Consider the following 26,221-nt stretch of genomic DNA (forward strand, 5'->3'; position numbering starts at 1 on the left):
TCGCAGGGCAGAACATTTTGATCACAGCAAAATAGTAAATTATTTATGTATTTATTTAATTATATACTCTGCAAGAAAGTCAAACAGCAACGTAAAGAATTCTGCCGATGCGGCAGCTGCGACACGTGACACGGCAGGGCGGATGCAAGACCAGTGGCCTAGATATGAAAAACCCGCCCCATGGGGCGGGTTTCATCGGGCCTGGTCGCGACTTGGCCGTTTGGGCTTACTCACGCCCTAAGCGTTCCAGAACACCGTCAAGGCGGCTGCCTTGCACCGATGGGCGGCCAAGTGGTGCGCCTGAGAAGCGCGCGCCATAGGCGTCAGCATCGTATAGCTCTACATCCAGCCCCATCGCCTCTGCGGTCAGCCCGCCCATCGCATTTAAAACGCTGTAGCTTGCCGTATAGAGATCCGTCTGCGCCTGAATGCGGGCTATGCGCGCATCAAGCAGATCTTGTTCCGCATTCAGCACATCAAGCGTGGTGCGCGCACCCAAAGACGCCTCTTCACGGACGCCTTCAAATGCCAGCTGCGCCGCGTTAATCTGCTGCTCGGTGGCCGCAATTTGCGCGGATGCGATAGAAAGGCGTGCATAAGCATTGCCCAAGTTTTGGATGACAGTTGCGGTCTGGCGGCTCAAATTGGATTGAGAGGCTGCAAGATTGGCCAGCGCAGTCCGCTCAAGAGAGGCCAGCCGCCCACCTTGGTAAATGGGTTGCGTGATGGTCAGCGACAGACGCTCGCTGTTTCCGATGGTATTGGGGGCCCCTTCCCGCGTGTCTGTCGAGGTCGCGCTCATGCTGACAGTTGGGCCATAAGCGGCACGGGCCGCGGTCAAATTATATTGATTGGCCGTCACCTCATGCTGTGCTGCGAGGATCAAGGGGGCTGAGCTGCGCGCAATCATTTTCGCTGCCTCAGCAGATGAAGGTAATTCGGGCCGCGCACCTGGTGCGCCAAGTGCTTCTGGTGCTACGCCCACGGCCAATTGATAAAGTTCGCGACTGATGCTGAGCGTCCCTTGCGCCGCTGCCAAAGCGGATCGTGCCGCAGCCATCTGCGCCTCGGCCTGCGCAACATCGGTTCGGGTGGCCTCGCCTAAATCAAAGCGATCTCTTGCGGCGCGTAGTTGTTCCTCAACCACCCGCAAATTGGATTGACGCACATTCACCACCTGAACATCGCGCCAGACATTCATATAGGCCGTGACAGCATCAAGCAGCACCTGCCCCTCAAGCCCCAAAAGCTGCGCTTGGGTGGCCTCGGCGGAGGCCCGCGCCGCCGCAATCTGAGCGCTGCGACTGCCACTTGCAAACAGCACCAAATCTGCGGTGAGGGCAATGGTTTCGGTCAAGCTGCCTGCCGCGTCCGTGCGCGCCCGCTGTGCAACCATATTGAGGGTGGGTCGCAACGCGGCAACGCGCTGCGCAATGCCTTCATCAGCAACTCGCGCAAGATAGCGGTTTTGCTCGAGCAGATCGGAATTTTCATAGGCCGCTTCCATCGTGGCCTGCAACCCTTGTGCGCTCACCTGCCCTGCCCCGAGAACGGACAGGGACATGGCCAAAGAGGCGCCAAACATCTGAAAGGATTTCTTGATCCGAACACTCACAAGCAACACTCCCTCACGGGGCCCATAGGCGCCCCAAATTCACTTCGTGCCGCCGCTGATGCGCGTGCTTAGAGCTGAAACGCCGCTTCGCGCTTGAACCCGTCTAAAACAGGCGCATTGGCATGGCACAACAGCCGCCAATTCATTTGGCCGTCAATTTTGCGCCCAATCCGCAATTCGCAGAGTTGACCAACCGCGAAGATCGCGCCCATGCGGCCACCTTCCTTCAATTGATCCGTCAGGCTTGTGGGCATGGTTTCAACAGCCCCGTTCACAACTATGACGTCATAGGGGCCATATTTGGTCGCGCCTTCAACATGGCTTGCGCAAATCATTGCGGCATTATCAACAGATTGTGCTGCGAAATTTGCTTCTGCCTCTTGGGCAAAGTCGGCATTTTCTTCGACCGCGACCACAGCCTCGGCCATATGGGCCAACACCGCACTGGAATAACCAAGGCCTGCGGCGACATCGAGAACCAGATCACTCGGGCCAATGTCGAGCGCGTCCAACATTTTCGCAAAACTGCGGGCTTCAAGGATCACGCGACCCGCCCCAAGGATCAGGTTTTCACCAATATAGGCCACATCCTGCATATCGGCGGGCACATAGGCCTCGCGCGGGACGGCAAGCATAGCATCAATCACCTGGAATTTCGTGACATCTGAGGGGCGCACTTGGGTGTCTACCATCGTGACGCGGCGAGATTTAAAGTCGGCCATTCAACTGAACCAATGAGTCTAGTTTACGTTGTTCTTGCTATGGCACATGGCGGGCCCTCGTGCAACGCCTGCTGGGCGCTTTGGTGCAAGTTAGGTCTGCTTTGCCGCATCCTTGCCCAAAATTCCCCCGCAATGGGGCGATAGACGCGCGCATCACAATAGATTAACACTTGCGCAAGGGCGGCCTGATTGATGCCCATCTGTCAGTTTATTTGTATTTCGGTTAACCAATATGACGTCAAAAATCAGCATTGATCTTGGCACGGCCAACACCGTTTTCGTGGATAGCGAGTCGGGCGTGATCTTGGATGAGCCATCTGTCGTGGCGTTTCACATCAAAGACGGGCGCAAAAAGCTGTTCGCGGTGGGTGAAGATGCCAAATTAATGCTCGGCAAGACGCCGGAATCGATCCAAGCCTGCCGCCCCCTGTCCGATGGGGTCATCGCCGATTTTGATGCAGCTCAAGAAATGATTGGCGCGTTTTTCCGCAAGGCCTTGAGCCGTTTCATGCTGCGAAAGCCGATTGTCTATGTCTGCGTGCCATATGGCGCCACCCCCGTTGAAAAGCGTGCGATCAAGCACTCGGTCGAAGCAGCAGGGGCGCGCAAAGTTGGGCTAGTCGAAGAACCGATGGCCGCCGCACTTGGTGCGGGCCTGCCTGTTCTTGACCCACGCGGCGCGATGATTGTCGATATTGGCGGCGGCACAACCGAAGTTGCCGTTCTCTCCTTGGGCGGCATCGTCACAGCACGCTCAGTGCGCATCGGGGGCGACCATTTTGATGAGGCTATCTCAAACTTCATCAAGAAAAACTACAATTTGAACGTGGGCATCTCATCCTGTGAAAAGCTCAAACATGAGATCGGCACCGCCATCTTCCCCGCAGATGGTAAAGGACGGAGCGCCACAGTGCGGGGGCGCGATGCCTTAAATGGCCTGCCCAAAGAGCAAGTTGTGACCGAACAGGATGTGGCCGAGGCACTGCACCCGCTTATCGAACAGATTTGGACGGCGGTGATGTCACTGCTCGATCAAACACCGCCCGATCTGGCATCGGACATCCATGAATATGGGTTGATGCTTACAGGCGGTGGCGCGGGCCTCAGGGGCATTGACAAAGCCTTGTCTGACCTCACGGGCGTTCCTGCAACCGTGGCCGAAAATCCCAAATATTGCGTAGCCTTTGGCACCCAAATTGCGATGAATTTGGGCAAGCGTATGGAGCACGCCATACAGCGCGATCCATAGGGTCGCAGCGGATTGACCCTTGGCCCTGCAAGGGCATATTATATCATATTGATAATTTTTCTGGATGAATGATGACGCCGTTCTCTCCCACAAGCCCGAATGAACCCAACTTTGACGGCCCGCGCGGCACAGCGTCTGCAACAGTCATCCATGCTGGTATGACGATTGAGGGGAAGTTGCGCAGCAACGGCGATGTCGTCATCGAAGGCAGCGTGACGGGCGACATCACGGGTCATAACGTAACCATTGCCCACGGGGCCAAAGTGCGCGGCACAATCACCGCTGACATGGTTAAAATCGATAGCCAGTTCGAGGGAACGATCACCTGCAGAAAGTTGCAAATCGACAGCAACGCACAAGCGCGCGGTGAGTTCAACCAAAACATCCTCGCCGTGGCCTTTGGTGCGCGCTTTGAAGGCAATGTCACCGTGAAGCAGCAATCTAGCATGGCGATGAACGATTGAACCGCGCAGCAATCAATAGGCACAGCACCATGAGCGCAGAGTATGAAAACGCCAATGAACTGGTCTTTGTCTCCAATGCCTCGCAGATGAAACTTGCGCGCAGCATGGATGTTGAGGCGCCATCGACCGAATATTTGCGCAACCTGCCCGAATGCGCCGCTGATTACTCAATTTGCCAAGGCATGATCGCAGATTGTTTGATGAGTGACTGTCAATCGCTTGATCTTTCAGGGCTTAACAATTTGGTGGAATTGCCCTCAAGCATCGCCAAATGCAGCAATTTACGCAGCCTGAACATTTCAAACACGCACGTCACCAGCCTACAGCCTTTGCGCGGCCTGTCTCATCTTGAGCGCGTCTCAGCTTGGGCCACGCCAATCAGTGATCTCAGCCCCTTGGCGGGTATGCGCAGCCTGACCCATCTGCAGCTTGGTGGAACATTTATATCGGACATCACAGCTTTGCGCGAATTGACGGGGCTGCGCTATCTCGATGTATCTCATAGCCGCGTTGCGGATATCAGCCCGTTGAGCCTGTGCAAAGATCTGCGGGAATTGATTCTGCGTGACACCGAAGTTTATGACATCACGCCGATTGCGCGGCTGCCACGGCTTGAGATCCTTGACCTCAGCCTTTGCCCCGTGGATCCATCCATGATCCAAACGGGGCCCCGCATCAAAATCGTGATCCGTGAGGCCGCCGCCGTAGAAAAGCCAAAGCGCAAAGGACTGTTTTCAAGCTAGCCCAGCCTTTCTTGCGCTCGTTTCGCCCTCTTACCACTTGCGCAGGCGCAAACCTTGCAGTAGCACCGCCCCATAGACACCACAAATACCCTGAAGGCGAGTTGGCGGAGTGGTGACGCAGCGGATTGCAAATCCGTGTACACCGGTTCGATTCCGGTACTCGCCTCCACAGCCTACTGTAAAAATAATTTAAAATTGACGCATTCGTACAGAATGTAGTCAAAATTTCTTTGTACACAATTTGTACACAAAACGCTCTGCACAAAAGCTTGAGAATATGCTACACTCAACAATAATTGAGTGTGGAGAAGAAAGCGGTGAGCTACGGCGTAGAATCAATCCGAATACACAAAAAACTTCGCCTTGATAAACGAGCAGGTTCGGACAACTCGAGCGTTGACACCTTTGTCCGCTAACTTAGTCAAAAACTGCCGACGGCCACTGTGACTGCTTGCACCATCAATGGCGGCTAGACGGTACAGTTTTTGAAACAGGTTCACCATTGTCTGCGCAGTAAATCCCCCACCCTTGCCGCTGTAGATTAAAGGTTGGTCAATTACGGATGTATGTTTCGGATAAGCCTTTGCGTATCGGCACTCTTTTGGCCTTTGATCTTGGTCACAGCGCGCCGCTTGATCCATTCCGCGCCCCTGCCATTCTGGCACTGGGTTCAGGTCAAGCAGCCAGCGGCGCGCATTGCGCCGCAGCGCCCGGGTCTTAAAAAATGACGCGCGAAGGGTCATCTTCGCGCGTCATTGCATCACAACACCTTCGCAATACGATCAAGCGCAGCGAGGATATTCTCGGTGGAATTGGCGTATGAAAAGCGCACATAGCCCTCGCCCATCGCGCCAAAACTCGTGCCCGCCACTGTGGCCACGCCCGCCTCGTTCAGGAACAGGTTCTGTGCCTCCACGGCAGTCATGCCTGTGCCCGAGATATTCGGGAATGCATAAAACGCACCCGCCGCATCGGTGCAGGTCACGCCTTTGAGGGTGTTCAACCCCTCAACAATCACTTGTCTGCGCGCATCGAATTGGGCGACCATCTCGCGCACGGCATCTTGAGGGCCATTGAGCGCCGCAATCCCTGCAAATTGCGTAGCGGCATTCACACAGGAATGGTCATTGATGCACAGGCGGTTCACATGCGGCACGCAAGCCTCAGGCCAAACGGCATAACCCAAACGCCACCCTGTCATCGCATAGGTCTTTGACCACCCATCTAGCATGATCAATCGATCCCGAATTTCGGGATATTGCAGAAGCGAAACATGCTCGCGCCCGCCATAAAGCATGTTGGAATAGATCTCATCCGACATCAGTGCCACATGGGGATGATCCAAAAGACCCGCGACTAACTTGTCGATCTCTTCCTTCGGGGTCACACCGCCCGTTGGGTTTGCGGGCGAGTTGATGATGATCAACCGCGTCTTGGGCGTGATCTGTGCCAAGACCTCCTCTGCCGAAAAGGAAAACCCGTTTTCCTCGCGAAGCGCAATCGGCACAGGGGTTGCCCCTGAATAGCGGATGACAGATTCGTAAATCGGGAACCCAGGGTTGGGATACATGATCTCGGCGCCAGGCTCGCCGAACATCATCACCGCAAAGAACATCGTGGGTTTACCCCCAGGAACGGCGACCACACAATCAGGGTTCACCTCTACCCCGTGGCGGCGATGCAAATCGGCGGCCACCGCCTCCCGCAGTGCGGGCAGGCCATTGGCGGGCGTATAGCCATGATGACCATCCCGCAGCGCCTTGATGCCTGCCTCAACGATATGCTCAGGCGTCCGAAAATCAGGCTGACCGATGCCCAGATTGATGATGTCGCGACCCTCGGCGGCCAAGGCTTGCGCGCGGGCCAAAACGACAAAGGCAGATTCTGTGCCCAAGCGAGACAGGCTTTGGGCGAATTTCAAGTCAGACATGCGCGCTCCCTCTATGATGCGCGGCCAAAATGGCCACTCTTTTTTGGTATACCAAACTTGTGATACCCAAGGCATAGAGCTATGTGAAGAGGGCAGCAACCTCAAGCATGACGCGCGGAGGATTGCATCTCACAACTTAGGCAAAGGGGCCGAGATATGCACAAGATCGGGATTATCGGATTGGGGTCTATGGGCTATGGCATGGCGCGCAATCTGATCAAGGCGGGTCATCAGGTTTGGGGCCATGATATCAACCCCGATGCGGTCGCGCGACTTGTTGCAGATGGTGCACAAGCAGGTGCGCTCTTAGATCATGCAGAGGCTTTGGACGCGTTGGTGGTGGTCGTGCTCAACGCGGCGCAAACCGAAGCCGTCCTTTTCGGCCCTGAGGGCGTGGCAGCAGCGCTTCAACATAACACGGTGATCCTTTCTTGCGCCACGATCCCCCCTGCTTTCGCTGCCGAAATGGAAACGCGCGCAGAAAGCGCAGGCCTGCTTTATCTGGACGCGCCAATTTCTGGCGGGGCGATTAAGGCTGCCTCGGGTGAGTTGACGATCATGGCATCGGGGCGCAAAACGGCCTTTGAGGCTGCAAAGCCCGCACTCGATGCCATCTCTGCAAAAGTCTTTGAAATGGGCGACCGCGCGGGGGCAGGCTCCGCGATGAAGGCCACAAACCAAATGTTGGCAGGTATTCACATCGCCTCAATGGCCGAGGCGATCACCTTTGCGCTGGCGCAGGGCATCTCTCCTGAGCGGTTTTTAGAGGTGGTGTCCCAAAGCGCGGGAACCAGTTGGATGTTAGAAAACCGCGCGCCCCACATCATCGAAGGTGATTACACCCCACGCAGCACGATCAATATCTGGCCCAAGGATTTGGGGATTGTGATGGATATTGCGCAAAACTCAGGCTTTTCTGCCCCGATCACTGAGGCCGCGCTTGCGTTATTCAAGGAGGCCGCAGCGCAGGGTCTTGGGGCAGAGGATGATGCAGCCCTTGCCAAACTCTATGCCAAGGCCGCAGGTCTGACCTTACCCAACGGACAATAACACAATGACCACGCTTTTTGGTGCAATTGCCGATGATTTCACTGGCGCCACAGATCTTGCAGGGCTTTTGGCGCGCAGCGGATACCCTGTTTCCTTGCGGATTGGCGTTCCTGCTGAACCGCCACAGGACACAAGCCCCTTCGAGGTCATCGCCCTTAAAATCCGCACTGAGCCCGTGACAGATGCGGTTGCAGAGGCGCGCGCGGCCCTCGCATGGCTCAAGCGCGCGGGGGCACAGCAATATTTTTGGAAATACTGCTCAACCTTCGACTCGACCCCAGAGGGCAATATCGGGCCAGTGGCCGAGGCGATTATGGCCGATCTGGATGTCGCGCAGACGATCTATTGCCCCGCCTTTCCCGAAAATGGCCGTGCCATTTTCATGGGCAATTTGTTTGTGGGCCAATTGCCCTTGTCAGAAAGCCCGATGAAAGATCACCCCCTAACGCCCATGCGCGACAGCAATCTGATGCGGCTTTTGCAGCCGCAGGTCCGTGGAACAATTGGGCTGATTGATCGCCTGACTGTTGCCGCAGGGGCCGCGGCCATTAAAAAAGCTTGTGGAGACTTGGCCGAGAAAAACGTGGCGCATATCGTGGTTGATGCGGTGGAAAACGCCGATCTTGCGCGGATCACCGAGGCCTGCGCCGATATGCGGTTTCTGACGGGCGGCTCTGCGATTGCGATGCCGATCCCCCAGATTTATGCCAAGCGCGGCCTACTGGCTGCACATGAGAAAGAAACCACACCCCGCGACATAGCGCCCGAAGGGGTCGTTTTATCTGGCAGTTGCTCTGCCATGACCAATGCACAAGTTGCGCGGTATCAATCCCAAGGAAGGCCCAGTTTCCAGCTTGACCCCCTAAGTCTGAAGGCACGCGGCCTGCAACCCGCCATGGATTGGCTTGCAGCCCAAGATCTCGCAGCGCAGCCCCTAATCTATGCGACCGCAACACCCGATGCGGTGCGCGCCGCACAAGACCAATTGGGCAAGGCCGAGGCGGGCGCAATCGTTGAGGCGGCACTTGCAGATTTGGCGGTTGCCGCACGCGATCAGGGCGCACGGCGGATTGTGGTCGCGGGCGGGGAAACCTCAGGCGCGGTCACAAAGGCCCTGCGGATCTACAGGTTAGATATCGGGCCTGAAATTGCCGCAGGCGTGCCATGGTGTTTTTGCATATCAGAGGGGCAGGATATCGCCCTCACCCTCAAATCTGGCAATTTTGGCGCAGAAAGCTTTTTCAACGATGCTTTCGCAAAATTGGAGGACGCATGAGTTCTGAATCCAAACTGCGCGAGCAGATTTGCCTCTTGGCGAAATCGATGTTCGATCGTGGCCTGACGGGGGGATCAACAGGCAATATCTCCGCCCGCACCGAAGATGGGGGGCTTTTGGTTTCGCCTACGGGCAGTTCCTTTGGGCGGCTTGATCCTGCAGAGTTGTCCCGCTTCGATGCAGCGGGCCGACATATCGCGGGCCTGAAACCAACCAAAGAAATGCCGCTTCACAGTGCCTTTTACGAGACACGAAAATCAGCAGGCGCGGTGGTTCATTTACACTCTTGCCATTCTGTGGCGTGGTCAATGATGCCTGAGATTGACCCCAACAATGTGCTGCCGCCGCTGACCCCTTACGCAATCATGAAACTGGGCAAGGTGCAGCTTTTGCCGTTCTTAATGCCAGGCGATGCCGCAATGGGCGAAGCCCTGCGCAGTCTAGGGGGCAAGCGCAGCGCCGTCTTGCTTGCCAATCACGGCCCAGTGGTTGCAGGCAAAGATGTCGAGGCCGCCTGCAACGCAATTGAAGAGCTGGAGGAAACAGCCAAGCTTGCGATCATGATGCGTGGCTTTGATGCCCGCGCCTTGACGCCTGCACAGGTGCGCGATGTCGTGCGTAAATTCGAGGTGGAGTGGGATTGATGCGTTTTTCTGCAAATCTAGGGTTTCTATGGGCTGACCGCCCCCTGCCTGATGCCATCCGCGCAGCAAAAGCGGCAGGGTTTGATGCGGTCGAATGTCATTGGCCCTATGCTCATGACCCACATGATGTGAAGGCCGCCTTAGATGAAACGGGTCTTGAGATGCTTGGGCTCAACACAAGCCGAGGCGATGTTGCGGCTGGCGAAAACGGATTGGCCGCTTTGCCCAACCGTGAGGCAGAGGCGCGCGCCGCGATTGATCAAGCCCTCGACTACGCCCAGATCATCGGCGCAGGCGCTGTACATGTGATGGCAGGGTTCGCTAGTGGCGAAAGCGCCCATAAGACCTTTCTAGTCAATCTGCGCTACGCGGCCACACAGGCCGCCGAAAAGGGCATCACAATATTGATTGAGCCCCTCAATCATTATGATGCAAAGGGCTATTTCCTTTCGACAACCGCACAAGCGGTCGCCATCATAGAAGAGGTCAAAGCCCCAAATTTGCGGCTGATGTTTGATTGCTATCATGTTCAGTTGATGGAGGGGGATTTGACCAACCGCCTCAGCCGCCTGTTGCCTGTGATCGGGCATATTCAATTTGCCTCTGTGCCTGATCGTGGCACCCCTAATCATGGTGAGGTGAATTACGACCATATCTTCTCTCATATCGACAGCCTTGGTTGGGCCCGCCCGATAGGTGCAGAATATAAGCCGAAAATCGAGACAGACCTGACCTTAGACTGGATGGCACAGTTTCGCTGATCCCCGCGCGTGTTTGGGATTGCGGAGGGCCTTTTTCTACGCCAAACTGGTATGACCAGTATACCAGAATCATGGCAGCCCATGTCCGACCGCGACCAGATCATACGGCCCAAAAAACTGTCAGACGAAGTCGAAGATCGCCTGTTGGCCTTGATCCGCGCGGATGACCTCAAACCAGGTGATGCTTTGCCAAGCGAGCGCGCCTTGATGGCGCGCTATGGCATTGGCCGCCCTGCCATTCGCGAAGCCATGCAAAGCCTTCAGCATAAAGGCGTGATTGATATCCGCCACGGCGGCAAGCCGCGCGTGGCAACCCCATCCTTGGATGGGGTTATTGATCAATTGGGCATTTCCATGCGCCATATTCTGACGCATTCGCACTCCTCTCTCGAACATCTCAAGGAGGCGCGCGTGGCCCTTGAGGTGGAAATGGTGCGCATTGCCGCAGAACGCCGCAGCGCAGGTGACTTAAACGATTTAGAACAGCTTTTGCGCGCCCAAGCCGCAGCCAAGCGCGATGTGCCGCTTTTTACCCAGATAGACGGGCAGTTTCACCGCCGCATCTCTGCCATCTCGGGCAATCCGATCTTTGAAACCCTGACCCATGGCGTTTTCTCTTGGATGAGCGCCTTTCATAAAGAACAGGTTCACAAATTGGGCCTAGAGCCACTGACATTGACCGAGCATCGCGCCATTTTGGATGGAATTGCCCGCAAAGATACCAATGCCGCCGCCCGTGCCATGCGCGAGCATTTGGAGCGCGCCAACGCCCTATATCATCAGGATCACGCGCAATGAGCGACAGAATTGAAGCAGATTACCTGATCGAAACCCCGATTGACCCCGCCCGCGCCGCCGCCGTGATGGCGGGCGAGCAAAGCGCGGGCACCTTTGTAAAAGTGCCGGGCGAAACGCCAGGACTACAGGCCCGCGCGGGGGCCCAAGTGGTTGCCCTAACTCCGCTTGATGCTACCGACAGCCCAAGCTTGAAAGGCGGGCAGCAGGGCACGCGCTATCAGCGCGCCAAGGTCACACTCAGTTGGCCCTTGGATAATATCGGCCCTGATTTGCCGAACCTCATGGCTACGGTCGCGGGCAATCTTTTCGAATTGGCGCAATTCTCAGGGCTACGTTTGCTGGATATCCGCCTGCCGCGCGCATTTGCGGATGCCTATTCTGGCCCAAAATTTGGGATCAGCGGCACCCGTAAATTGGCAGGGGTTGCGGTTGGCCCTCTGATTGGCACGATTATTAAACCCTCTGTCGGGCTTGACCCGCAGGAGACTGCCAAATTGGTCGGCACACTTGCCGAAGCGGGCATTGATTTCATCAAGGATGATGAATTGCAGGCCAATGGCCCTGCCTGCCCCTTCGAGGAGAGGGTGAGCGCGGTAATGGATGTCATCAACGCCCATGCCGACCGCACTGGTAAAAAGGTCATGTATGCCTTCAACCTAACAGGCGAAGTCGATGAGATGCGTGCCCGACATGATTTTGCCCTCTCAAAAGGTGCAACTTGCGTGATGGTCAGCCTCAATTCGGTCGGCGTGGCGGGCTTCTTGGGCCTATCACGGCATAGCGCGCTGCCTCTCCATGCTCATCGCAACGGATGGGGATATCTCAGCCGCGCCGAATTGTTAGGATGGGACTATGCAGCATGGTCGAAAATCTGGCGCTTGGCGGGGGCAGATCATATGCACGTCAACGGCCTCCAAAACAAATTCAGCGAAAGTGACGCAAGCGTCATCGCCTCGGCCAAATCTTTGCTCACCCCACTCTTTGGTGATGCACCCTGCATCCCGATGCCCGTCTTTTCATCGGGCCAATCCGCGCTGCAACCCCCTGAAACCTATCGCCACCTCGGCCATGCAGATTGCATTTATGCAGCAGGAGGTGGGATTATGGCCCACCCTGACGGGCCGCGTGCAGGTGTCGCGGCATTGCGGCAATCGTGGCAAGCGGCGATGGCGGGCATCCCCGCCGCTGATTATGCCAAATCCAATCCCGAGCTTTCCCGCGCGCTAAAGGCCTATGCGAAATGACACTCCCTGATGGGCCATTAATTGCCTTTTTGGGCGATGATTTCACAGGCTCCGCCGCCACGATGGAGGTGTTGAGTTTTGCAGGCCTGCCAACGGTGCTGTTCCTTGCGCCCCCGACAAAGGCGCAAGCGGCGCGATTTGGCGCGATGCGGGGCATCGGCATTGCCACCACCGCGCGCAGCCAATCACCCGATTGGATGGCCAGACATCTGCCACCGCTTTTTGCACATTTGGCCGCTACGGACGCGCCCCTGTTGCATTACAAAACCTGCTCCACCTTGGACAGCGCGCCGCATACAGGCTCGATTGGCAAGGCAGTTGAATTAGCCCTTGCGGTGCGCGGTAGCGATTGGGTTTCTTGCTTGATCGCCGCACCACCGTTACGGCGCTACCAAGCCTTTGGTCAGCTATTTGCCGCCGCAGGGGACGCGGTCTATCGGCTTGATCGCCACCCTGTGATGGCATCCCACCCCGTAACCCCGATGCAAGAGGCCGATGTGGCCATGCATCTGCGGAAGCAAACCGACCTGCCGCTTGCGACACTGACGCTTGAGCATCTCAACCCCACAGGCCTTGCATCCTTGCGCGCCAACGCGCCCGCGAAAATCATAACGCTTGATTGCATCGACATGGATCACGCGGCGCAACTGGGCGCGTTGATCTGGGATGCCGCAGGGGCGGATGGACATCTGGCAATAGGCTCGCAGGGGGTGGAATATGCACTGGTGGCCCATTGGCAAAAATCGGGCCTTATACCCCCGCCCGAACCCGCCCCAAGTTTTGGCAAAGTGGATCAGGTGATTGCGATTTCGGGCTCTGTCTCACCCACCACTGCGGCACAAATTGCCCGCGCTGAAGAAGATGGGTTTGTCGTCATCCCACTGGACGCTGCCGCACTGATCAAGGGCGGCGTTAGCGCCAAGCGGGCTATGACCAACAGCTATGAAGCCGCACGCGCCGCGCTCTCCCAAGGGCGCGATCCGCTGATTTGCAGCGCGCGCGGGCCAGATGACCCGGCCGTTGCGGCCATGCGCGCGGCGCTGTCAGCATCTCAGCATACACCGCATGAGGCCAATGCGCTCATCGGCACAAGCCTCGGCGCGCTTTTGCGAGATCTTTTGCGCGGTACGGGCGTTGCGCGCGCGATCATCGCAGGCGGCGACACATCAGGCTTTGCCGCTCAAGCGCTCGGGTTGTTTGCCCTCACCGCGATTGGCGCAACCACGGCAGGCGCGGCCCTTTTGAAAGGGCATAGCGACAACCTCGAATTTGATGGTTTGGAATTGGCCCTAAAGGGCGGTCAAATGGGCAGCCCTGATTATTTCTCTTGGATCAAAAACGGCGCGCGTGCCGAAGCGAAAGGATAGATCATGACAAAAATTGCACTTCTTGGTGCGGGCGGCAAAATGGGTGTGCGGATTGCGCGCAACCTGATGCAAAGCAGCTATCATCTTGCCCCTGTCGAAGTGACCGAGGCAGGCCAAGCACGCCTTAAGTCGGAAACGGGGCTTGACTGTGTGGCCGCTGAAACCGCCCTTGGCGATGCCGATGTTGTTGTCATGGCCGTGCCAGATCGCCTGATCGGCAAAATCGCGCATGGATTTGTGGATCAATTGAAATCTGGCGCGGCCGTGATCGTGTTGGATGCTGCCGCACCCTATGCAGGTCAGATGCCCGTGCGCGAAGATGTCACTTATTTCTGCACGCATCCCTGCCACCCCCATATCCTAGAGGCACATGACAGCATTGCCGCGCAGGAGGATTATTTTGGTGGGATCGCCGCGCCGCAGGGCATTGTTTGCGCGCTGATCCAAGGGCCAGAGCCGCATTATGCGCTATGTGAAGATATCGCTAAAGTGATCTATGCCCCCGTTGCGCGCTCGCATCGGTGCAGCCTTGAAAATATTGCTGTTTTGGAACCCGCCCTTTCTGAGACGGTCGGGGCAACCATCGCCTTGGCGCTGCGCGAGGCAACAGATCGCGCCGTATCCATGGGCATCTCTGAGGCGGCCGCACATGATTTCATCTTGGGCCACCTCAAAATTGAATTGGCCATCGCCTTTGGTATTTTCCCAGAGGGCAAATTTTCAGACGGGGCCTTGATGGCGATTGATAAGGCGCGCTCTGTGATCTTCCAACCCGATTGGTTAGATCGCGTCTTTGATCTGGGCGCCGTTAAGAAGTCAGTCACTGAAATCTGCGAAGATTAACGGCGCGGCCGCGCCATAATAGCGTTACTATTGCCGTTAAAGTGCCAATATGCCCTGCATCATCAGATTAATAGGGTTGCACGAGCCAACCTATTACTAAAAGATTTTCGTGAAGATCAACGAGTTAGCGATACTCCGAAACCCGTTGCTACAAATCGAGGACTGATGGCATGGATTTTACTATTAAACGAGTCACCGTTAGCCGTGTTGAAGGAAGTGGAAGCGGTGGGGACTATTTCCAGCAAAGCAAAGAACATTGGCTCATAGGCTCCTTGATCGCCAATCCGATGTCAGGGCACGATAACTATAAAAAAGTGAGAACAAGCTGGGGAATAGACGTTCTAGGATCGATAGTTGTCGAGATCGAAACTTCTAATGGGACAATCGGAGTTGCAACAGGATTCGGTGGTGTGCCTGCAGCTTGGATAATTAATCATCATTTCAACCGTTTTTTAGTGGGCCAAGACGCACGAAATATTAATCTTATTTGGGATCAAATGTATCGCGCCAGTTTGCCGTACGGGCAAGCTGGTTTGCCAATAGCGGCCATCTCTGCTGTTGATTTGGCCTTGTGGGATTTACTGGGAAAACTACGCGACGAGCCTGTCTATAATTTAATTGGCGGGTGTAGCCGTCCAGAAATATCGTTTTATTGTACAGGCCCTAATGCCAAAGCCATAAAGGACATGGGCTTTTGGGGGGCGAAAGTACCGCTTCCTCATGGCCACTATGATGGAATTGATGGAGTAAAACAGAATTATCAATTTCTGAAAAAGCAGCGAGCCGAAATTGGAAGTGATTTTCCTTTGATGGTGGACTGCTACATGTCCTTAACTCCAAGCTATGCTATCGAACTTGCAAAAGCTTGCTCTGATCTGAACATTTATTGGTGGGAAGAAGTACTGCAGCCGACAGATATTGAAGGCTATCGCATAATAAGAAATGCTCATCCCACACTAAAATGGACGACAGGTGAACATAACTACACTAGGCATGGATTTAGAAAGTTAATTGAAGAACGAACCATCGACATTCTTCAACCTGATGTCATGTGGGTGGGCGGCTTAACTGAACTTCTACGCATTTCGGCACATGCATCAGCTTATGATATTCCCATTATTCCTCATGGCTCCGGTCCTTATAGTTACCACTTTATAATGAGCCAAAACGAACAACCGAGATGCGAATATGTTACATCAGCACCTGATGGAACCTATATACGACCGGTTTTTGGTGAATTGTTTAGCGACGAACCCGTACCAAAAAATGGAAAACTCAAATTAGAGTCGAAACCGGGTTTTGGGATGACGCTCAATCCTGATTGTAAACTTGCACAATTCTGAACTTTAAATAGATATAAGTGGAGCTCCTAATGACTGACGTACTTGCAATTGGGCCATACAGCGAACGTGATATTTCAGGTCTAAAATCTGCTTTTGATCCTATTTTTTTGGACACTCCTTCTCAAATGCATGAACTCGATGCAAGCGCGCGATCAAAAATAAAAGCACTTGCGTTCAAGGGGCACACCTCGTTTGGCGCTAATGAAATCGCAATGCTTCCAAACCTAAATCTCATAGCAAATTTTGGGGTTGGGTATGATGCTATTGATATTTCGGCTGCAAATGAACGAAACATCAAAGTTACCAACACTCCAAATGTTCTTAATGATGACGTGGCGGATCTAGCCGTTGCAATGTTGTTGATGCAAGTCCGAGAAATGGCCCAAGCTTCCGAATGGGCACATTCAGGAAACTGGAAAACTGCAGGCGAATACCGCCTAAATCGAAAGTTCTCCGGTGGGCGCGCGGGAATCGTTGGCCTTGGTCGTATCGGACGAGAAATTGCTAACCGTTTAGCGGCCTTTAAAATGGACATCCACTATTACGCTAGAACAGAAAAAGAAACCCCAGGTTGGACCTATCATTCAGACGTCACGAGCCTGGCCGCAGCGGTGGATTATTTGATTGTCGCTGTAGTAGGCGGTCCAAACACTATAAATTTTGTATCGCGCGAAGTCATTGCAGCATTGGGCCCCCGCTCGATAATTGTGAACATCTCACGCGGAAGCACAATAGACGAAGAAGCTATGCTCGAAGCGCTGGAGACTGGTAAAATTGGCGGCGCTGCATTGGACGTGTTTCTCAACGAACCCAACATTAATCCGAGATTTTATAGTTTGCCAAATGTAGTGGTTCAGCCGCATCAAGGCTCTGGAACAGTCGAAACCCGTGACGCTATGGCGGCTCTTCAACGAGACAACATTCACGCGTTCATTCAAGGATCCAATTTGATCACACCCGTCAATTAACCCAAAATAAAAACCCCCGAAAAACGGGGGTTTTTTTGATGATATACGACCTAAGTCAGGCTGCAGGTTTATCGTCTTCCAAATAATATCGGATGTTATCCTCAAAACTTTCATCTGCACTTAAGCCAAGTTTAAGAGCTTTTTCAGGGCGCAAATCAAAACGCCATCCTTTGCAGATTTCTTCAATCATTGGTTGCGCTTCAAATTTAATTAGCTTGGCTGGCTCCGGTCCAGCGACCACTGTCAAGGCTTCAATCATCTGACGAATTGTCCAAGTTCTACCGGGCATCATCATGCATCGGTTTTGGCCAAGATCTTCCTCGTTAACCTCTGCTCCGCGAATAAGGTTTTCGACACATTTGCGCGGCGACAGATAGAAATGCGGAAAATCATCACTAACAGGGCAAATTGCCTCTTGCCCATTGAGCGGCTCGCGCAAAATCGATGACATAAAGCTCGAAGCAGCGCGATTTGGTTTGCCTGGGCGCACTGAGATGGTAGGCAAGCGGAAGCCGCGACCGTCGATATAACCTTTGCGGCTAAAATCATTCACCAACAATTCGCCCATCGCCTTTTGCGCACCATATGAAGTTTGTGGATTTAGAAAAGTGTGATCCACAATCGGGTCCGGCACTTCACCCCCATAAACAGCAATTGAAGAGGTAAAGACCACTACCGGCTTAGTCTGCAACTCGCGCGCCCGCTGCAATACGTGGAGCGTCCCCATTAAATTAATCGACAACCCAGCATCAAAATCCTCTTCTGCATGGGCAGAGACAATGGCAGCGAGTAGATAGATCACATCCACATCTGCTCCGAGCGTGGCAGCCACTGAAGCGGGATTACTGATATCACAGGAAACGCAATCGACGTCGAACGGGGCCTCTACCATTGCGGGGTCAACAATATCAGCCAAAGTGATTTTACGGATTTCTTTTCCACGCAACTGCCCGCGTGCTGCCAATGATCGCGCCAGTTTTTGTCCCACGACGCCACCGCCGCCAATAATCAGAATATGCATTACTTTTCTCCCTTAAAAATCTGTGGCACCAAAGCTCCGCGATATTGGATAACCTGACCTGCAAGCTGCATCGCGGCTAATGCGGCCTCTTCCAAAGAGCAACCCTGCGCTACGTTTGCTACAAAAGCTGCGCCAAAACTGTCCCCCGCAGCGGTACTATCGACCACATGGTCGACGGGCCGACACGGTAAGACACGCACCCCGCCTGCTTCATCCCACAATTGCACATCGCCCGCGCCATCTTTAAGCGCGATGATATGTGCCCCTGCTGCGCGGTAGCGGGCAATCGTGTCTGACGCTGTCGCTCCCTCAAACAAGATTTGTTCTTCATCAAAAGACGGCAAAATAATATCAGCCACTGCTGCACCAGCCATTATTCCTGTCTGCATAGTCGCATGATCTTCCCACAAACGGGGGCGAAGGTTTGTATCAAAGGCGATCATGGTCCCTTGTCTACGCGCCTCCGCCAATGCGGCGCAAAGGGCCGCGCGCCCCTCAGGCGAAAGGATTGCTAGGGTGATGCCAGAAAAATAGATTACATCGCAGCTGGCAAGAGTGGCCTGAAGCCATGCGGGATCATCAGCGAGGCAACGCGCAGCAGATTGGCTGCGCCAATAGGAAAAGCTGCGCTCGCCCTGATCCAGGCTGATCATGTAAAGCCCAACGGTTTGATCCGGGATCACGCGCAATGCCTTAGTATCGATTCCACCTGCCTCCATAAAGGCGCGCATCTCGCCTGAGGCTGCATCCGCACCAATGCAACTGCCATAGGACACTGACCATGTCTTTGGCAAAATGCGGCGGGCGTACCATGCGGTGTTAAACGTATCCCCCGCAAAGCCGCGCCGATAGAGGCCACCGCCCTGATCGGACAGCTCAACCATACACTCACCCAAAGAGATGAAGGACGACCCCATTAAATCAATCTACGCTCTGCCAAATTGCGCATCAAAGCCGCCATACCAAAGCGCCATTCGGGGCATTCGGTCGACAGTCGCACAGTGTTTTGCAACGATCCAAGCCGCGCTTCAGTAATGGTAACCACATCGCCACCATGATGGGTAAAGCCCTGACCTACTGCGTCGCGATCTTTGACGGGGGCAAACATTGTTCCCAAGAACAAGAAAAACCCATCAGGATATTGGTGATGTCGCCCGATGGTCTGCGCCACAATATCGGCAGGGTCACGACTGATCTTGGTCATCGATGAATGCCCTTCAAGAACGAATTCATCTTCGCCCACAACCCGCATGGAAAGCTCCGCCGCTCGAATATCATCAAGGCTGAAGCTGTCATCAAACAGGCGCAGGAATGGGCCAATTGAACAAGACGCATTATTGTCTTTAGCTTTACCCAAAAGAAGCGCAGAGCGCCCCTCTACATCCCTAAGATTAACATCATTACCAAGCGTAGCGCCTACAATCACGCCTTTAGAATTGATTGCCAAAACAATTTCTGGCTCTGGGTTATTCCAACTGGACATCGGATGCAGCCCAACTAAAGCGCCGTAGCCCACCGATCCCATTGGTTGCGATTTGGTGAAGACTTCCGCGTCAGGGCCAATGCCCACCTCAAGATATTGCGACCAGAGCCCCTCTTCTTGGAGAACCGATTTCACCTTCATCGCCGCCTCTGATCCGGGCTCAATGCCGGACAAGCTGTCGCCAATCACCGCTTTCACGCGCGCGCGGATCCCGTCAGCCAAATCGGCATTGCCTGCCGCCTGCTCCTCAATAACACGCTCGACCATGCTTTCTGCGAAGGTCACGCCAGACGCTTTAATCGCTTGCAAATCGGGTGGGGCCAAAAAACGCAAAGCATTGGCATCGCCTGTTTGCGCAGCGGAAAGGCTGCTTTCAACCAGATCATCAAGACCACATATCACATCGCCCTTAGCAGCGCGGGCGGTCGCCGCAGGGTGCTCACCTTCCAAAAGGTCATGCATGGTGGGACAAGCGCGGCTCGTGATATCAAGCACATCCCCTCCCTCAAGCCTAACAAGCGCAGGCCCCACATCAGGTCGCCAGACGCGGCCTACATAAGTTCCTTTTGGATCAAAATCTTTTGTTGAAATCATGCCTTGCCCTTTCCTAATGCGCTGGAAACATCTTGTTCGGATTGAGAATATTTTTCGGATCAAAAGCCGTTTTTATTGCCCGCATGTAAGCCACTGCCGCGCCATGTTCAGCATTCATGAATTTGACTTTGCCAAGGCCAATCCCATGCTCGCCCGAGACAGTGCCCCCCAAGCGTAGCGCGGTTTCAGCTAAGGCCGTGGTGAATTTTTCGGCCCGCTCCATTTCATCTGAGTCATTCGGATCAACACTGAGGCCTGCGTGGAAATTTCCATCGCCAACATGGCCAACAATCGTTGCGGTGAGCCCCATTGCCTTTGCATCGCGTTGCGCCTGCAACACGGCCTCGGCCAATTTTGAGATCGGGACGCACACATCTGTGGGCCAAATATGGCCGCCCTGCCCTAAGGCCGCACTGGCGTAATGGGAATTGTGGCGGATCGCCCAAAGGGCGTTGCGCGCTTCAGTGGTAGTGGCTGTCTCAAACCCATCTGAGCCAAACTCGCTTGCGATATCCGCAAAAGAGCTCATCTGCTCTTTGACACCCGCCTCTGTGCCGTGAAATTCTAAAAATAAATGCGGTATTTCGGGGAAATCTGATTTTGCATATGCGTTAAAGCCACGCACCATCATCTCATCTACCAATTCGATGCGCGCCATCGGAATACCCGACTGGATCGTTAAAATGACACAATTGACCGCATCCTCGACGCTCGGAAAACGGCAAGTGGCAGCCGCAATTGTTTCAGGCACACCGTGCAATTTCAGGGTCAACTCAGTGATGATCCCAAGCGTTCCCTCCGAACCGATCAAAAGATGGGCCAAGTCATAGCCAGTCGAGGATTTGCGCGCGTCTGAACCTGCGCGGATAATCGTGCCGTCTGCCATCACCGCCTCAAGGGCAAGGACATTCTCACGCATCGTGCCGTATCGCACTGCAGTTGTGCCAGAGGCGCGGGTGGCGGCCATACCCCCGACTGACGCATCTGCGCCAGGATCTACCGAGAAAAATAAACCCGTTGCGCGCAATTCCTCGTTGAGGGATTTGCGCGTGATGCCGGGCTGCACAGTCACCTTCAAGTCTTCAGCATCCAAGGACAGCACGCGCGCCATGCGCGACATATCCAAGCTGATCCCCCCTGCAACGGCGAGATGCTGCCCCTCCAAGGACGATGCAGCGCCATAAGCTACCACGGGACATTCTTGCGCGTGGCAGATTTTGAGAATTTGAGACACTTCCTCGGTCGTCTCAGGATAGGCAACGGCATCGGGTGGTGTGTTGGGATAATAGGTCTCATTTTGACCATGCAGGTTCAAATCAGCTGCACTAGTAACTAAGCGTTCTCCCAACAGTGCGCTGAGCTCAGTAATGGCCTGTGAATGATCACGCATGTCATCCCTCATTGCGATACACGGCGCGCAGTTGTGAAAGCGCGATCAAGATCAGGTATCAATTCCATGCCCAAACCTGGAGAACGGCTAACAGAAATTTGGCCGTTTTTGACTTCGGGTAAACATGTCACAATTTCTGCATACCACCCCTTATAAAAAGCGCGTACGCTTTCTTGGATCAGGGCATTGGGTGCAGAGAGCGACAAATGCGTGGAAGCCGCTAAAACTACCGGACCTGTGCAATCATGCGGTGCCACTGGAAGTTTCTCTGCCTCGGCCATCGCAGCGATTTTCCGAGCAGCAGTCAAGCCGCCACACCATGATAAATCCAACATAACGACGCCTGCTGCCTGCGAGGCCAAAAGATCACGAAATGCACCGATTCCATGAAGCGTTTCAGAGGCACAAACAGGTGCGGGGCTTTCTTGAGCATAACGTGAAAGGGCTGCAAAATTATCCATTCGGATCGGGTCTTCATGCCAATAGGTCTGATAGGGTTGAAGCGCCCGCGCAATGCGAATTGCAGGGGTCAATTGCCACATCGAATGGAATTCGACCATAATATCCATTTGATCACCAACGGCGCGGCGAATTTTCTCAAACGGCGAGAGCGCCAATTTCAATTCCTTAGCCGAGATATGCGATCCCTCATTAGCCTCTGCCGCCGCATCAAATGGCCAAATTTTCATTGCGGTAATCCCTTCTTCCAGAAGAGACTGAGCCAAATCGTCCGCTCGATTCAAAAATCCATTTAGGTCATCATATCGATCATCCGCACCGAGTCCGTAATTCTTGGTAGTCTGGCCTTCATTTTTTTTGATGTAATCATTGCCTGCACAAGTGTTGTAGGTACGAATGCTATCACGAGTGAAACCGCCTAGTAGCTGCGCCACTGGCTGGCCTGTGGACTTGCCCCAAAGATCCCAAAGCGCAATATCAAATGCAGAATTTCCCCGCGCCTCAGCGCCTGTTGAGCGCCACCCGAGATAGCCCTCCACTTTGCGGGCCAGATACTCAATACGCAATGGATCCTCACCAATTACCAATGGTGCAAGGGTCTCATGAATATACGCTTCTACTGCGCCTGAGCCAAAAAATGTTTCGCCAAGGCCCATCACACCGTCATCTGTATGCACATGCAGCCATACCAAGTTGGGCCGTTCCTTAACCCGGATGGTTTCCAATTTGGTAATTTTCATCCCTGACCTCCGAAACTTGACCATAGGGCCAAACCAACAACGCTGAGCATGGCCAATGCCATGAAAATATTAATGATCCGCTGCGTTCGAGACGGCAGATCAAGGCGATGCAGCGTCACCCCCGCCCAAAGCCACGCCAAATGGATAGGAATCCAAATCGCATTGGCAATCAGGATTTTCATGGCAATCTCAAAGACCAAGTTATCGGGCGCAAATCCAAAACCAGTCATCAGCGATGTATTGACGGCATAGGCCTTGGGGTTAATCGCTTGTAGCAAGATACCCCCCAAGATGCCTGGCGGAGTGGCAGCCTCGATAAAAGCGATTTTTGCGCCTGCAAAACCAATCTTCGTCGCGAGATAGAGCAGATAGGCCACCGAGGCCCCCATTAGCACCACGCGCAACCATGGCACAGACAAGACCACCGCCGCTAATCCAGACACGACTGCCAGCATCACCAAATTTGTGCCAATAAACAAACCTAGAACATAGCGCAAAGAGGGCTTGAACCCATAAGCCGCGCCAAAGCCCGCGGTGCTAAGAACACCCGGCCCAGGAGTGATGATAAGCAAAATGACAGCAAGCGCAAAAGTCAGCACGGGCCAAACTCCAATTGCACTTTCATGGCCTGAGTGCGGTCATTGGCCATCGCAAAAGCCGCCGAAAATTCCGCCCAAGCAAAACTATGCGTAATCAGGGGCCGCGTGTCGATCAGCCCATTTTGCATCATCCGCACAGCCATTGCGAATTCCTCATGGAAGCGGAAAGAGCCCATCAGTTGTAATTCGCGCGCGGTGATCTGCATCATGGGAAGCTGCATATCCCCAGACATCCCCAATTGCACAAGACGACCTTGGGGGCGGATCGCGAGCAGTGCAGAAACAAGGGCCACTTGCGCGCCTGAACATTCAAACAACGCATCAACTGTGCCTTTGCCTTCTTCATACGGGCTTAGCGCCTCTGGGTTGCGCGCGGTGTTCAGACAGACATCTGCACCCGCTTTGCGCGCATAGCTTAACATCGTGTCGCTGATATCTGTGGCGATGATTTCGCCTGCGCCCGCACGGCGCGCAGCCATAATGGCCAAAACGCCAATCGGGCCGCATCCCGTCACTAAAACGCTCTGGCCTACCAGGTTCCCTGCGCGGCGGACTGCGTGCAGCGCCACAGCCAAGGGTTCGGCCATCGCAGCCTCAGCAGCACTCAAACCATCGGCTTTAACACAGTTTTCTGCGCGCACTGTAATTACTTCTCGAAATGCGCCTTGGATATGGGGAAAAGGCATAGCCGATCCGTAAAACCGCATGTTAAGGCATTGATTGGGCAATCCGCGCCTACACTCGACACAAGTGAAACAGGGACGCGAGGGTGAAATGGCAACCAGATCCCCAACCGCCAAGCCCGTTACCTCTGGCCCAATTTCAGTGATCTCGCCCGCCACCTCATGACCCAAGATCATCGGCTCACGCAGACGCACGGTGCCAAAGCCGCCATGGTTGAAATAATGCAAATCTGACCCGCAAATCCCCCCTCGGCGCAGGGCAACCTGCACTTCACCTTCCGATGGACAGGCCGTCTTACAGGTCCCAACGCGGAGGTCTCCAGAGCCATGTACGAATAGCGCTTGTGCCACAACAATATCCTCGTTTTTCAAACGTCAGGCTTTCTCTTGCGCCAACCTAAAAATGGTATACCATTTGAGCATAGAGCGCGGGATTTACAAGAAATGTCAAGGGCGCGAGTGGCGCTTGGTTCGGCTAAGCCAATCAAAAATCAGGGTGCGAAAAACCCAGAGGAGAAACAATGAAACTGTTTAGTCTAAGCGGGCGACGTGCTTTGATTACAGGCTCTTCAATGGGTATTGGATACGCTTTGGCTAAAGGTCTGAGTGACGCAGGCGCTCAAGTTGTGCTGAATGCCCGCAATGCAGACCGCCTTCATGCGGCTACCGAAGACCTACGCGCAAAAGGGGCAAATGTTTTGGCATTAGCCTTTGATGTAACCGACCCAGTCGCAGCGCGCGAAGCGATTGATGCCTTCGAGGCAAAAGAGGGTGCAATTGATATTTTGGTGAATAATGCAGGTATGCAACATCGTGCGCCATTAGAGGACTTTCCAGCCGATGCTTTTGATCGGTTGATGCGGACAAATGTGAATTCGGTTTTTTATGTTGCCCAAGCAGTGGCACGCCACATGATCGCACGAGGCAAAGGCCGCATTATCAATATTGCAAGCGTACAAACCGCCCTCGCCCGCCCCTCTATCGCACCTTACACGGCGTCTAAGGGCGCGGTTGCGAACCTCACCAAAGGGATGGCGACCGATTGGGCGAAATACGGGCTCAACTGCAATGCCATTGCGCCTGGCTATTTCAACACACCGCTCAACGCGGCCCTTGTTGCTGACCCCGAATTTTCCGCGTGGCTTGAAAAGCGCACCCCTGCAGGCCGCTGGGGGGAGGTGGATGAATTGGTGGGCGCGTGCGTGTTTTTATCTGCGGAAGCATCCAGTTTCGTGAACGGCCACACGCTGTTTGTCGATGGCGGCATCACCGCAAGTCTATAGGAAAGGGAGATCCATATCATGACAAAAAAACCCGTTATCGGTTTTATCGGCGTAGGTTTCATGGGCCATGGGATGGCGAAAAACATCCTAAAGGGCGGGTATGAACTTTGGATCTTGGGCAACCGCAACCGCGCGCCTGTCGAAAGCTTGCTCAGCATGGGTGCAAAAGAGGCCGCATCGCCACAAGACATGGCCTCAAAATGCGACATCATCCATCTGTGTCTGTCCAACTCGCCCCAGGTCGAAGCGGTGATCACGGGCGAAAGTGGCATCATCGCAGGTGCGCGCAAAGGTATGATTGTGATCGACACGACCACCGCTGATCCAACATCAACGCTGGCTATGGCAGAAAAGCTTTCAGTGGTTGGCGCGCATATGGTGGATGCCCCCTTGGGCCGCACGCCCAAAGAGGCCGAGGAAGGGATGCTTGACGCGATGTTGGGCTGCGATGCTGCACTGTTTGATCAGGTGCATCCGGTCATTGATTGCTGGGCTGGCACCATCACGCGCATTGGCGAGGTGGGCACAGGCCACAAGATGAAGCTCTTGATGAATTTCTTAGGAGCCGCTTATGCTGCTCTTTATTCCGAGGCTACTGTTCTAGGCGCAGCAGTTGGGATCTCACCCCACGCGTTTCGCGAAGTGATTGCACCCAGCCGTCTTGGCTCAGGCTTCTTTGGTACATTCATGCAATATGTCTGCGATAGGGATGAGAATGCGCATAAATTCTCGATTGAGAATCTGTCAAAGGACATCCGCTATGTGAATGCGATGGCAACAGATGCGGGCGTGATGAATGTCATGGCATCCGCTGCGCGGCATTATTTCACCCATGCCGAAGCCATCGGAAAAGGCGGAGATTTTGTTCCAATGCTGTCGGATCACATTGGCAACTTAAACGGAATGGATTTAGCCGCCGAAGTAGCCAAAGGTAAAAAGTAGCACCTGCATC

At 54.3% G+C, this 26,221-nt stretch carries 26 protein-coding genes and 1 tRNA gene; 16 read left to right on the forward strand and 11 right to left on the reverse strand.

Annotation, left to right across the window (positions count from 1 at the left end; genetic code table 11):
* Positions 1 to 226: 226 nt before the first annotated feature.
* Positions 227 to 1,615, reverse strand: a complete 1,389-nt coding sequence (locus AAC622_RS07625) for a TolC family outer membrane protein (RefSeq protein WP_340261201.1) — start codon at positions 1,613 to 1,615, stop codon at positions 227 to 229.
* Positions 1,616 to 1,683: 68 nt separating this feature from the next.
* Complete coding sequence (locus AAC622_RS07630; protein WP_340261203.1) at positions 1,684 to 2,337, reverse strand: protein-L-isoaspartate O-methyltransferase family protein; 654 nt, start codon at positions 2,335 to 2,337, stop codon at positions 1,684 to 1,686.
* 232 nt (positions 2,338 to 2,569) lie between these two features.
* Between AAC622_RS07630 and AAC622_RS07635 the strand changes: the two genes are divergently transcribed.
* From AAC622_RS07635 to AAC622_RS07650, 4 genes are all read left to right on the forward strand, one after another.
* A complete protein-coding gene (locus tag AAC622_RS07635; protein ID WP_340261205.1) occupies positions 2,570 to 3,586 on the forward strand; it encodes a rod shape-determining protein in 1,017 nt (338 codons plus the stop codon).
* Positions 3,587 to 3,657: 71 nt separating this feature from the next.
* On the forward strand, positions 3,658 to 4,050 hold the full coding sequence (locus AAC622_RS07640; RefSeq protein ID WP_317656093.1) for a bactofilin family protein: 393 nt from the start codon (positions 3,658 to 3,660) through the stop codon (positions 4,048 to 4,050).
* A gap of 29 nt (positions 4,051 to 4,079) precedes the next feature.
* On the forward strand, positions 4,080 to 4,793 hold the full coding sequence (locus AAC622_RS07645) for a leucine-rich repeat domain-containing protein (RefSeq protein ID WP_340261206.1): 714 nt from the start codon (positions 4,080 to 4,082) through the stop codon (positions 4,791 to 4,793).
* A gap of 95 nt (positions 4,794 to 4,888) precedes the next feature.
* Positions 4,889 to 4,962 (forward strand) — tRNA-Cys (locus tag AAC622_RS07650).
* A gap of 166 nt (positions 4,963 to 5,128) precedes the next feature.
* Here AAC622_RS07650 and AAC622_RS07655 read toward each other — a convergent pair.
* Positions 5,129 to 5,536 (reverse strand): hypothetical protein, encoded by a 408-nt coding sequence (locus tag AAC622_RS07655; protein WP_340261207.1) that lies wholly within the window; start codon positions 5,534 to 5,536, stop codon positions 5,129 to 5,131.
* A 17-nt stretch (positions 5,537 to 5,553) separates the two neighbouring features.
* Positions 5,554 to 6,723: a pyridoxal phosphate-dependent aminotransferase gene (locus AAC622_RS07660; protein ID WP_340261208.1), complete on the reverse strand. Its 1,170-nt coding sequence runs from the start codon at positions 6,721 to 6,723 to the stop codon at positions 5,554 to 5,556.
* Positions 6,724 to 6,879: 156 nt separating this feature from the next.
* On the opposite strand from AAC622_RS07660, the gene ltnD reads away from it, so the two are divergent.
* The 10 genes from ltnD (at position 6,880) to AAC622_RS07710 (ending at position 17,017) form a co-directional block, all read left to right on the forward strand.
* The gene (gene ltnD / locus AAC622_RS07665; protein ID WP_340261209.1) at positions 6,880 to 7,773 is read left to right on the forward strand and encodes an L-threonate dehydrogenase; all 894 of its coding nucleotides are present in this window, start codon (positions 6,880 to 6,882) and stop codon (positions 7,771 to 7,773) included.
* A 4-nt stretch (positions 7,774 to 7,777) separates the two neighbouring features.
* Entirely contained in the window at positions 7,778 to 9,049 is a 1,272-nt protein-coding gene (otnK, locus tag AAC622_RS07670) for a 3-oxo-tetronate kinase (protein ID WP_340261210.1), read from the forward strand.
* Entirely contained in the window at positions 9,046 to 9,693 is a 648-nt protein-coding gene (gene otnC / locus AAC622_RS07675) for a 3-oxo-tetronate 4-phosphate decarboxylase (protein ID WP_340261211.1), read from the forward strand. Before otnK ends, otnC begins: the two co-directional genes overlap by 4 nt.
* Positions 9,693 to 10,454 (forward strand): hydroxypyruvate isomerase family protein, encoded by a 762-nt coding sequence (locus AAC622_RS07680; protein WP_340261212.1) that lies wholly within the window; start codon positions 9,693 to 9,695, stop codon positions 10,452 to 10,454. Before otnC ends, AAC622_RS07680 begins: the two co-directional genes overlap by 1 nt.
* Before the next feature lie 51 nt (positions 10,455 to 10,505).
* Entirely contained in the window at positions 10,506 to 11,252 is a 747-nt protein-coding gene (nanR, locus tag AAC622_RS07685; RefSeq protein ID WP_340261213.1) for a transcriptional regulator NanR, read from the forward strand.
* Positions 11,249 to 12,496, forward strand: coding sequence for a ribulose-bisphosphate carboxylase large subunit family protein (locus tag AAC622_RS07690; RefSeq protein WP_340261214.1), 1,248 nt, complete (start codon positions 11,249 to 11,251; stop codon positions 12,494 to 12,496). The genes nanR and AAC622_RS07690 overlap by 4 nt, the downstream gene beginning before the upstream one ends.
* On the forward strand, positions 12,493 to 13,863 hold the full coding sequence (locus tag AAC622_RS07695; RefSeq protein WP_340261215.1) for a four-carbon acid sugar kinase family protein: 1,371 nt from the start codon (positions 12,493 to 12,495) through the stop codon (positions 13,861 to 13,863). Before AAC622_RS07690 ends, AAC622_RS07695 begins: the two co-directional genes overlap by 4 nt.
* A 3-nt stretch (positions 13,864 to 13,866) precedes the next feature.
* Positions 13,867 to 14,706: a phosphogluconate dehydrogenase C-terminal domain-containing protein gene (locus AAC622_RS07700; protein ID WP_340261216.1), complete on the forward strand. Its 840-nt coding sequence runs from the start codon at positions 13,867 to 13,869 to the stop codon at positions 14,704 to 14,706.
* Positions 14,707 to 14,876: 170 nt separating this feature from the next.
* Positions 14,877 to 16,049, forward strand: coding sequence for an L-rhamnonate dehydratase (rhmD, locus tag AAC622_RS07705; RefSeq protein WP_340261217.1), 1,173 nt, complete (start codon positions 14,877 to 14,879; stop codon positions 16,047 to 16,049).
* A gap of 29 nt (positions 16,050 to 16,078) precedes the next feature.
* Complete coding sequence (locus tag AAC622_RS07710) at positions 16,079 to 17,017, forward strand: 2-hydroxyacid dehydrogenase (RefSeq protein WP_340261218.1); 939 nt, start codon at positions 16,079 to 16,081, stop codon at positions 17,015 to 17,017.
* Between the two features lie 55 nt (positions 17,018 to 17,072).
* Here AAC622_RS07710 and denD read toward each other — a convergent pair whose 3' ends face one another.
* Genes denD through AAC622_RS07745 form a run of 7 tightly spaced genes read right to left on the reverse strand, consistent with a single transcriptional unit; the run spans position 17,073 to position 24,358 of the window.
* A complete protein-coding gene (denD, locus tag AAC622_RS07715) occupies positions 17,073 to 18,038 on the reverse strand; it encodes a D-erythronate dehydrogenase (RefSeq protein ID WP_340252212.1) in 966 nt (321 codons plus the stop codon).
* Positions 18,038 to 18,922, reverse strand: coding sequence for a sugar kinase (locus tag AAC622_RS07720; RefSeq protein WP_340261220.1), 885 nt, complete (start codon positions 18,920 to 18,922; stop codon positions 18,038 to 18,040). Before AAC622_RS07720 ends, denD begins: the two co-directional genes overlap by 1 nt.
* Positions 18,923 to 18,954: 32 nt before the next feature.
* Positions 18,955 to 20,115: a fumarylacetoacetate hydrolase family protein gene (locus AAC622_RS07725; protein WP_340261221.1), complete on the reverse strand. Its 1,161-nt coding sequence runs from the start codon at positions 20,113 to 20,115 to the stop codon at positions 18,955 to 18,957.
* Between the two features lie 13 nt (positions 20,116 to 20,128).
* Entirely contained in the window at positions 20,129 to 21,505 is a 1,377-nt protein-coding gene (locus AAC622_RS07730; RefSeq protein ID WP_340261222.1) for an FAD-binding oxidoreductase, read from the reverse strand.
* 8 nt (positions 21,506 to 21,513) lie between these two features.
* Positions 21,514 to 22,704: a mandelate racemase/muconate lactonizing enzyme family protein gene (locus AAC622_RS07735; RefSeq protein ID WP_340261224.1), complete on the reverse strand. Its 1,191-nt coding sequence runs from the start codon at positions 22,702 to 22,704 to the stop codon at positions 21,514 to 21,516.
* Positions 22,701 to 23,303: a LysE family translocator gene (locus AAC622_RS07740; RefSeq protein ID WP_340252224.1), complete on the reverse strand. Its 603-nt coding sequence runs from the start codon at positions 23,301 to 23,303 to the stop codon at positions 22,701 to 22,703. The genes AAC622_RS07735 and AAC622_RS07740 overlap by 4 nt, the downstream gene beginning before the upstream one ends.
* Positions 23,297 to 24,358, reverse strand: a complete 1,062-nt coding sequence (locus tag AAC622_RS07745) for an L-idonate 5-dehydrogenase (RefSeq protein ID WP_340261225.1) — start codon at positions 24,356 to 24,358, stop codon at positions 23,297 to 23,299. The genes AAC622_RS07740 and AAC622_RS07745 overlap by 7 nt, the downstream gene beginning before the upstream one ends.
* Before the next feature lie 149 nt (positions 24,359 to 24,507).
* Here AAC622_RS07745 and AAC622_RS07750 point away from each other — a divergent pair, with 149 nt between their 5' ends.
* Entirely contained in the window at positions 24,508 to 25,269 is a 762-nt protein-coding gene (locus AAC622_RS07750; protein ID WP_340252227.1) for an SDR family oxidoreductase, read from the forward strand.
* Positions 25,270 to 25,287: 18 nt separating this feature from the next.
* Positions 25,288 to 26,211 (forward strand): NAD(P)-dependent oxidoreductase, encoded by a 924-nt coding sequence (locus AAC622_RS07755; protein ID WP_340261227.1) that lies wholly within the window; start codon positions 25,288 to 25,290, stop codon positions 26,209 to 26,211.
* Positions 26,212 to 26,221: the final 10 nt, after the last annotated feature.

The sequence above is a fragment of the Roseobacter sp. HKCCA0882 genome (genome assembly GCF_037805225.1).
In the GTDB taxonomy this organism is placed as follows: Bacteria; Pseudomonadota; Alphaproteobacteria; order Rhodobacterales; family Rhodobacteraceae; genus M30B80.